Source organism: Methylobacterium sp. J-070 (assembly GCF_022829385.1).
GTDB lineage: Bacteria > Pseudomonadota > Alphaproteobacteria > Rhizobiales > Beijerinckiaceae > Methylobacterium.
In genome coordinates, this window is the sequence record NZ_JAKSXX010000122.1 from 93,371 (window position 1) to 100,038 (window position 6,668).

3 protein-coding genes are annotated in these 6,668 nt (G+C 68.2%); 1 reads left to right on the top strand and 2 read right to left on the bottom strand.

Annotated elements, in window-relative coordinates; genetic code table 11:
* The first annotated feature begins 38 nt into the window (after nt 1–38).
* Nucleotides 39–2,927 carry a PAS domain S-box protein gene (locus tag MKL01_RS10405; protein WP_243905134.1) on the top strand — a complete coding sequence of 963 codons (2,889 nt, stop codon included), beginning with the start codon at nt 39–41 and terminating at the stop codon, nt 2,925–2,927.
* Between the two features lie 43 nt (nt 2,928–2,970).
* On the opposite strand, the gene MKL01_RS10410 is transcribed toward MKL01_RS10405, so the two are convergent.
* Both MKL01_RS10410 and MKL01_RS10415 read right to left on the bottom strand, forming a co-directional pair.
* Nucleotides 2,971–6,288, bottom strand: coding sequence for a PAS domain S-box protein (locus MKL01_RS10410; RefSeq protein ID WP_243905135.1), 3,318 nt, complete (start codon nt 6,286–6,288; stop codon nt 2,971–2,973).
* Between the two features lie 7 nt (nt 6,289–6,295).
* Nucleotides 6,296–6,490 (bottom strand): type II toxin-antitoxin system ParD family antitoxin, encoded by a 195-nt coding sequence (locus tag MKL01_RS10415; RefSeq protein ID WP_243905136.1) that lies wholly within the window; start codon nt 6,488–6,490, stop codon nt 6,296–6,298.
* Between the last annotated feature and the right edge of the window lie 178 nt (nt 6,491–6,668).

Consider the following 6,668-nt stretch of genomic DNA (forward strand, 5'->3'; position numbering starts at 1 on the left):
CGGGTCGTGGGATCAACGGTGTCGGGAGGCGAGGCGTGATGTCCGGACAAGCCATGGGTCGGGCGCCGCATCCGTACCCTGACGCCAGCGGTCTCTCGTCGGACGTGCTCCACCGGTCCATCTTCGAGAGTGCCGTCGACTTCGCGATGATCGCCACCAGCCTGGACGGCCGGATCATCGCCTGGAACGTCGGGGCCGAGCGCGTGCTGGGCTGGTCCGCGTCGGAGATGACCGGGGAACCGGTGGACCGGTTCTTCACGCCCGAGGACCGCGCCGGGGGTCGCCCGGCAGTCGAGATGCGCCTTTCCCTGATGGAAGGCCGGGCCGCCGACGAGCGCTGGCATCTTCGCAAGGACGGGAGCCGGTTCTGGGCGAGCGGCGAGATGATGCCGCTCCGGGACGCCTCCGGCGAGCACGTCGGATTCCTCAAGATCCTTCGCGACAGGACCGGGGCGCGCGAGGCCGGGGAAGCGTTGCGCGAGGCCGAGACGCGGCGCGCCACCCTGCTGGAGCTGACCGACAGGCTGCGCGACATCCGCGAGCCGGCCGACCTGAGCCACGCCGCCTGCGAGGTGCTGGGGACTGCCCTGGACGTGAGCCGGGTCGGGTACGGCATCATCGACAAGGCCGCCGAGACCATCACCATCGAGCGGGACTGGAACGCCCTTGGCATCCGGAGCCTGGCGGGCGTCCTGAACTTCCGCGACTACGGGACGTACATCGACGACTTGAAACGCGGCGAGACCGCCATCGTCGCGGACGCGGCCCTCGACCCCCGCACACGGGACACCGCGGCCGCCCTTGAGGACATCAGCGCCCGGGCCTTCGTCAACATGCCCGTGGTCGAGCAAGGCTCTTCGGTGGCCCTGTTCTACGTCAATCACGCGGTCGCCCGGTCCTGGAGCGCTGGGGAGGTCGCGTTGATGCGTGAGGTCGCAGAGCGCGTTCGAGGCGCGACGGAGCGCCTGCGTTCCGAACGGGCCCTGCGCGAGAGCGAGGAGCAGTTCCGCGTCTTCACCCAGGCCGTCCCGAACCAGGTCTGGGCGGCGCGGCCGGACGGCTACCTCTACTGGTTCAACGAGCAGGCCTACGCCTATGCCGGAAGACTGCCCGGTTCGATGGACGGCGTTTCGGAATGGGTGCGCATCGTCCATCCCGACGATCTCGCATCCGCCGGCGAGGCCTGGGGCCGGTCCCTCGCGACCGGCGAGGTCTACGAGACCGAGTTCCGCATCCGGCGGGCCGATGGTGCGTATCGCTGGTTCCTGGTCCGGGCGGAACCGATCCGGGCATGCGACGGCGGCATCACGCATTGGGTGGGCACCAACACGGACATCGATGACCGGCGGCGCCAGGCGGCCGAACTCGCCGAGCTGAACGCCACCCTTGAAAGGCAGGTCGCCGAACGGACAACCGACCGTAACGCACTTTGGCAGCTGTCGACCGACATCATGCTGCGATGCGGCTTCGACGGCCGCATCGTCGCGGTCAACCCGGCCTGGCTGACGATGCTCGGCTGGCGCGAAGACGAGCTCGTCGGTACGTCGCTGTTCGACCTTCTCCATCCCGACGACGTCGAGAAGACCCTCGAAGGAGCGAGCCGCTCGGCCGACGGCAAGTCGCTTGCCCGCTTCGAGAACCGCTACCGCCACAGGGACGGGAGCTACCGCTGGATCTCGTGGTCGACCCATCCCGACGACCGGCTGATCAACGCTGTCGGTCGCGACGTCACGGCGGAGCGGGAGCAGGCGGAGGCGCTGCGACGGGCCGAGGAGCAGCTTCGGCAATCCCAGAAGATGGAAGCCGTCGGGCAACTCACCGGGGGCCTGGCGCATGATTTCAACAACCTGCTCGCCGGCATCTCCGGCAGCCTCGAACTGCTGCAGACCCGGATGAGCCAGGGCCGGCTCACGGAGATCGACCGCTACGTCAACGCCGCCCAGGGCGCCTCGAAACGCGCCGCCGCCCTGACGCACCGCCTCCTGGCCTTCTCGCGTCGCCAGACCCTCGACCCGAAGCCCACCGACGTGAACAGGCTCGTGGGCGGCATGGAGGAGCTCATCCGCCGCACGGTGGGTCCGTCGGTCCATGTCGAGGTGGTCGGTGCGTCGGGGCTCTGGCCGGCGCTGGTCGACCCGCCGCAGCTTGAGAACGCCCTGCTGAACCTGTGCATCAACGCCCGCGACGCGATGCCGGACGGAGGCCGGATCACCATCGAGACCGCCAATAAGTGGCTCGACGAGCGTGGAGCGAAGGAGCGCGACCTGCCGCCCGGCCAGTACCTCTCGCTCTGCGTCACGGACACCGGCACAGGCATGCCGCCCGAGGTCGTCGAGCGCGCCTTCGACCCCTTCTTCACGACCAAGCCCATTGGCCAGGGCACGGGGCTCGGCCTGTCGATGATCTACGGCTTCGTCCGTCAGTCGGGCGGGCAGGTGCGGATCTATTCCGAGATGGGCGAGGGCACCACCATGTGCCTTTACCTGCCCCGGCATTACGGCGAGACCGAGCAAGCCGACGTGATGGCCTCGCTGAGCGACGCACCCCGTGCCGAGCAGGATCAGACCGTGCTGATCGTGGACGACGAGCCCACCGTCCGGATGCTGGTCACCGAGGTGCTGGAGGACCTCGGCTACACGGCCATCGAGGCCGCGGACAGCCAGGCCGGCCTCAAGGTCTTGCAATCGGACGTGCGCATCGACCTGCTGGTCACCGACGTCGGCCTGCCTGGCGGCATGAACGGTCGCCAGATGGCCGACGCCGGCCGTGTGTCGCGCCCCGACCTGAAAGTCCTGTTCATCACTGGCTACGCCGAGAACGCGGTCGTCGGCAACGGCCACCTCGAACCCGGCATGGCCGTCCTGACCAAGCCGTTCGTGATGGAGGCGCTGGCCACACGCATCCGGGACTTGATCGCCGGGCCGTGATCCCGGTGGCCCGATGCCCGTCGTCGCAACGACCGTCGCAAGCTCATCGCGGCCTGACTGAGACCGCGGTGACCTTGCGCAGGATGCGGGATAGCTGGTCGGCCGAGTACGGCTTGTGCAGCAACTCGAATCCGTCGGCCCCGTCCTGAGCCAGTACGTGGCTATATCCCGAGGCCAGCACCACTGGTAGCGAGGGCAGTCGCCGGCGCAGCTCCTTCGCGAGCGCGACGCCACCCATCCCCGGCATGACGACGTCGGAGAACACCGCGTCGAACCCGGCGCCGTCCCTGCCAATCCTGTCGAGCGCCTCCTCGGCGTTGGCAGCCCAGGTCGTCCGGTACCCGAGATCCTCCAGGATCTGGGTCGCGAAGCGTCCGACTTCGATGTTGTCCTCCACCACCAACACGCATTGGCCGGTCCCGAGCGGGGACGGCCCCTCGACGCGCTCGGCCTCGCCGTCCGGGCGGTTCTCCGGCTCGATCTCCGGCAGGTAGAGCGTGAACGTGGTGCCCCGACCCGGCTCGCTCTCCACGTCGACGTCGCCCCCGGATTGCTTGGCGAACCCGAAGACCTGGCTGAGGCCCAGGCCGGTGCCCTTGCCGACCTCCTTGGTGGTGAAGAACGGCTCGAAGATGCGGGCGAGCGCGTCCGCCGGTATGCCAGAACCGGTGTCGGTGAGAGACACCGCCGTGAACGGCTTCGGACTGCCGGCGTGGCCACGGATGACCGGCAGGGACGTTCCGCAACGGAGCCGGAGGGTCAGGGTGCCTTCGCCGTCCATGGCGTCCCGGGCGTTGACGGCCATGTTGACCAGGGCCGTCTCGAACTGGCTCAGATCGGCCCGGATGAAGCACGGCTCGTCCGGCATGTCCGTGACCACGCGGATGCGCGCGCCGGTCACGGTGTCGAGCATCTCGCCGACGCCCCTGAGCTTCTGACCGACGTCGAAGATCTCGGGCTTGAGCGCCTGACGGCGCGCGAACGCCAGCAGTTGTCCCGTCAGCTTGGCGGCCCTGTCCACGGTCTCGGACACGGCGTCGAGGTAACGCTGCTTGCGTTCCGGGGCGAGGTCCGGACGCCTCAGGAAGTCCACCGACGAGCGGATGATGGTCAGCAGGTTGTTGAAGTCATGCGCCACGCCGCCGGTCAGTTGCCCTACCGCCTCCATCTTCTGGCTTTGCCGCAGTGCATCCTCGGCCCTCATCAGCTCGGCGGTGCGCTCCGAGACGCGCTGCTCAAGCGTCTCGTTGAGGGCCCGCAGGTCCGCGGCGGCGCGGTCGCGTTCCGCCTCGACGGCACGGCGCGCCTCCACGTCCAGCAGGACGCCGGGAAAGCTCAGCGGCGCACCGTCCGGCGCGTGCTCGACGCGTCCGTTGGCCTCCAGCCAGTAGTAATTCCCGTCCGCGCGCCGTGTACGGTACTGATGGGCGTAGGCGCCGCCGCGTGAGATGGCATCGTTGATCGCCTCGGCCAATCCAGCCTGGTCGTCGGGATGGACGGTCTCGACGATCTGGGCGAGCGGGATGCCTTCCCGCCCGAGCGCCGGGTCCAGGCCGAAGGCCCGGGCGAACGCCTCGTCGATGGTGAACCGGTCGGTGGGGAGGTCCCAGTGCCACGTCCCGATGATGGCGCCCGCTGCCAGGGCGAGTTGCACGCGTTCGGCGTTCTTGCGCGCGAGCGCCTCGCTATCGCGGAGGCGTTCCTCCGCGTCTCGCCTCTCGGTCACGTCGTTGAAGATGATCGCGATCTGGCGGTCGGCCGCGTCCCCGACCGGGACGGCCCGGACGTCGAACCAGCGCCCGAACGCCTTGGCGTAGCTCTCGAAGTTCGTAGGTTCCCGGGTCCTCGCGACGTGGCCGTATGTCTCGAACCAGAAGCGTTCCAGGTCGGAGGCGAACTCTGTGACCCACTTGCCGCGCAGGTTGACCCCCGCCTCGCCTTCGAAGGCGGGATTGGCCTCGACGAACCGGTAGTCCACCGGCACGGTGCCGTCGAACTTGACCTCCACTATGGCGAAGGCCGCCTCGACGGTATCGATGATCGTCCGGAAGCGTTCCTCGCTCAGTCGCAGCGTCTCGTCGACACGCCGTCGCTCCGTCTCGTCGCGGGCGATCTTGAGGAAGCCGAGCTCCTTGCCTGATGCATCGCGGAGGACGCGCATGGAGCCGTTGAGGAAGACGCGCCCCCCGTCCTTGCGCAGGTGCCACCTCACGTCCGGGGCCCGACCGTCCTCGCGAGCGCCTTCGACCTCCTTGACGGGTTGTCCCGCCGCCCGGTCCTCCGGCGTGAACAGCACGTCGGCACTGCGGCCGACGATCTCCCCGGGAGCGTACCCGAAAATCTCCGTCGCACCCGCCGACCAGGTCGTGACGACGTGGTCGGCATCGAGCGTGAGGATCGCGTAGTCGGTGGCAGCCTCGACGATGAGGCGCAGGCGTTGTTCGCGCTCGCGCAGCTCGTCCGTGGCCATCTTCATCTCGGTGACGTCATTGCCCTCGACGAAGATGCCGACGACCTCTCCGGCCGGGTTCCGGATCGGCTGGTAGATGAAGTCGAGGTAGCGTCGTTCCTTCCCCTCGCCCTTCCGGTGCCCCAGGTGGATCTCGATGCCACGGCCGACGAACGGCTCGCCGGTGGCGTAGACGAGATCGAGAAGTTCGAAGAACGGTTGCCCTTCGATCTCGCCGAGGGCCTCGCGGATCGTCAGGCCGACGACGTCGCGGTCGCCGATCAGCCGTCGGTAGGCATCGTTGGTCAGCTCGAAGCGGTGGTCCGCCTCCCGCAGGACCGCCATGAAGCTGGGAGCCTGCCGGAACATGTCGCGGAGGCGGTCGCTCTCCGCCTTCAGGGCGAGGTTGGCCTCGTGGACGCTCCTGGCGCGGTCGAAGATCCGGGACTGGGCGGGTTGGAGGTTCAGATCGCCCGCACCCTCGACATTCCCGACCGCGTCCCGCAGGCGCTGGAGCTCGGTCACGTCGATGGGGTGCTGCAGCACCGTCTCGACCTCGCCTTCGGCATCGAGCACGGGGCTGTGCGTGATGCTCCAATAGCGCTCCTCCATGCCGCCGCCGTCCGAGGCGGGTAGAGGTACGTCAAAGCGCAGCAGCGGCATCGTGTCGGGCTGCTTCGTGCGGATGACCCGCTCGAACGAGGCTATGGCCTGCCTCAGCGTTTCCGGGTCGGTCGGAAACGCGTCCCAGGCCCAACGACCTACGATGTCGACCAACTCGCGCTTGACGCTGGCGAGGTACGCCTTGTTCGCCCCGACGATGTGAAGGCGTCGGTCGAGTACGAGGTAGGGGTTGGGCGAAGCGTCGAAGAAGCCGGACGGATCGATGACCACGGATTGGATTGAACTCATGGCCGGGTCACGCTTCTCCGCGCTTGCGGGGTTCCGTGGTGGCGGTCGGGTCCGTCCGGGCGTCGTCAAGCTCGATGAGCAAGCGCAGTCCCGCGCGCACGACCTCGCTCACCGAGGCGTATCGACCCTTGGCGACCTGTCTTGTGACATATTGTGAATGCGCCGCAGTCAGTGCGACGTGATGTGCATGCTTAGCGGCCATGGCCCGCACATATCATGCGACATCGAGAGGGTGCCACCCTAGTGGTCAAAACCTGACGGTTGAGTCCGTCCCAGGTTTCGGTTTGGGCTTTGTCCTGCGAGTCTGGCGGGATGCGCAGCGGCCTCTCCTTCACGCTTCCCGCCTCGGATCGCCTTCGGCTCGAAGCCCTCGTGGCTGA

Coding starts and splice junctions, on each gene's coding strand:
- MKL01_RS10405 (WP_243905134.1), top strand. CDS start 39: ATGTCCGGACAAGCCATGGGTCGGGCGCCGCATCCGTACCCTGACGCC.
- MKL01_RS10410 (WP_243905135.1), bottom strand. CDS start 6,288: ATGAGTTCAATCCAATCCGTGGTCATCGATCCGTCCGGCTTCTTCGAC.
- MKL01_RS10415 (WP_243905136.1), bottom strand. CDS start 6,490: ATGGCCGCTAAGCATGCACATCACGTCGCACTGACTGCGGCGCATTCA.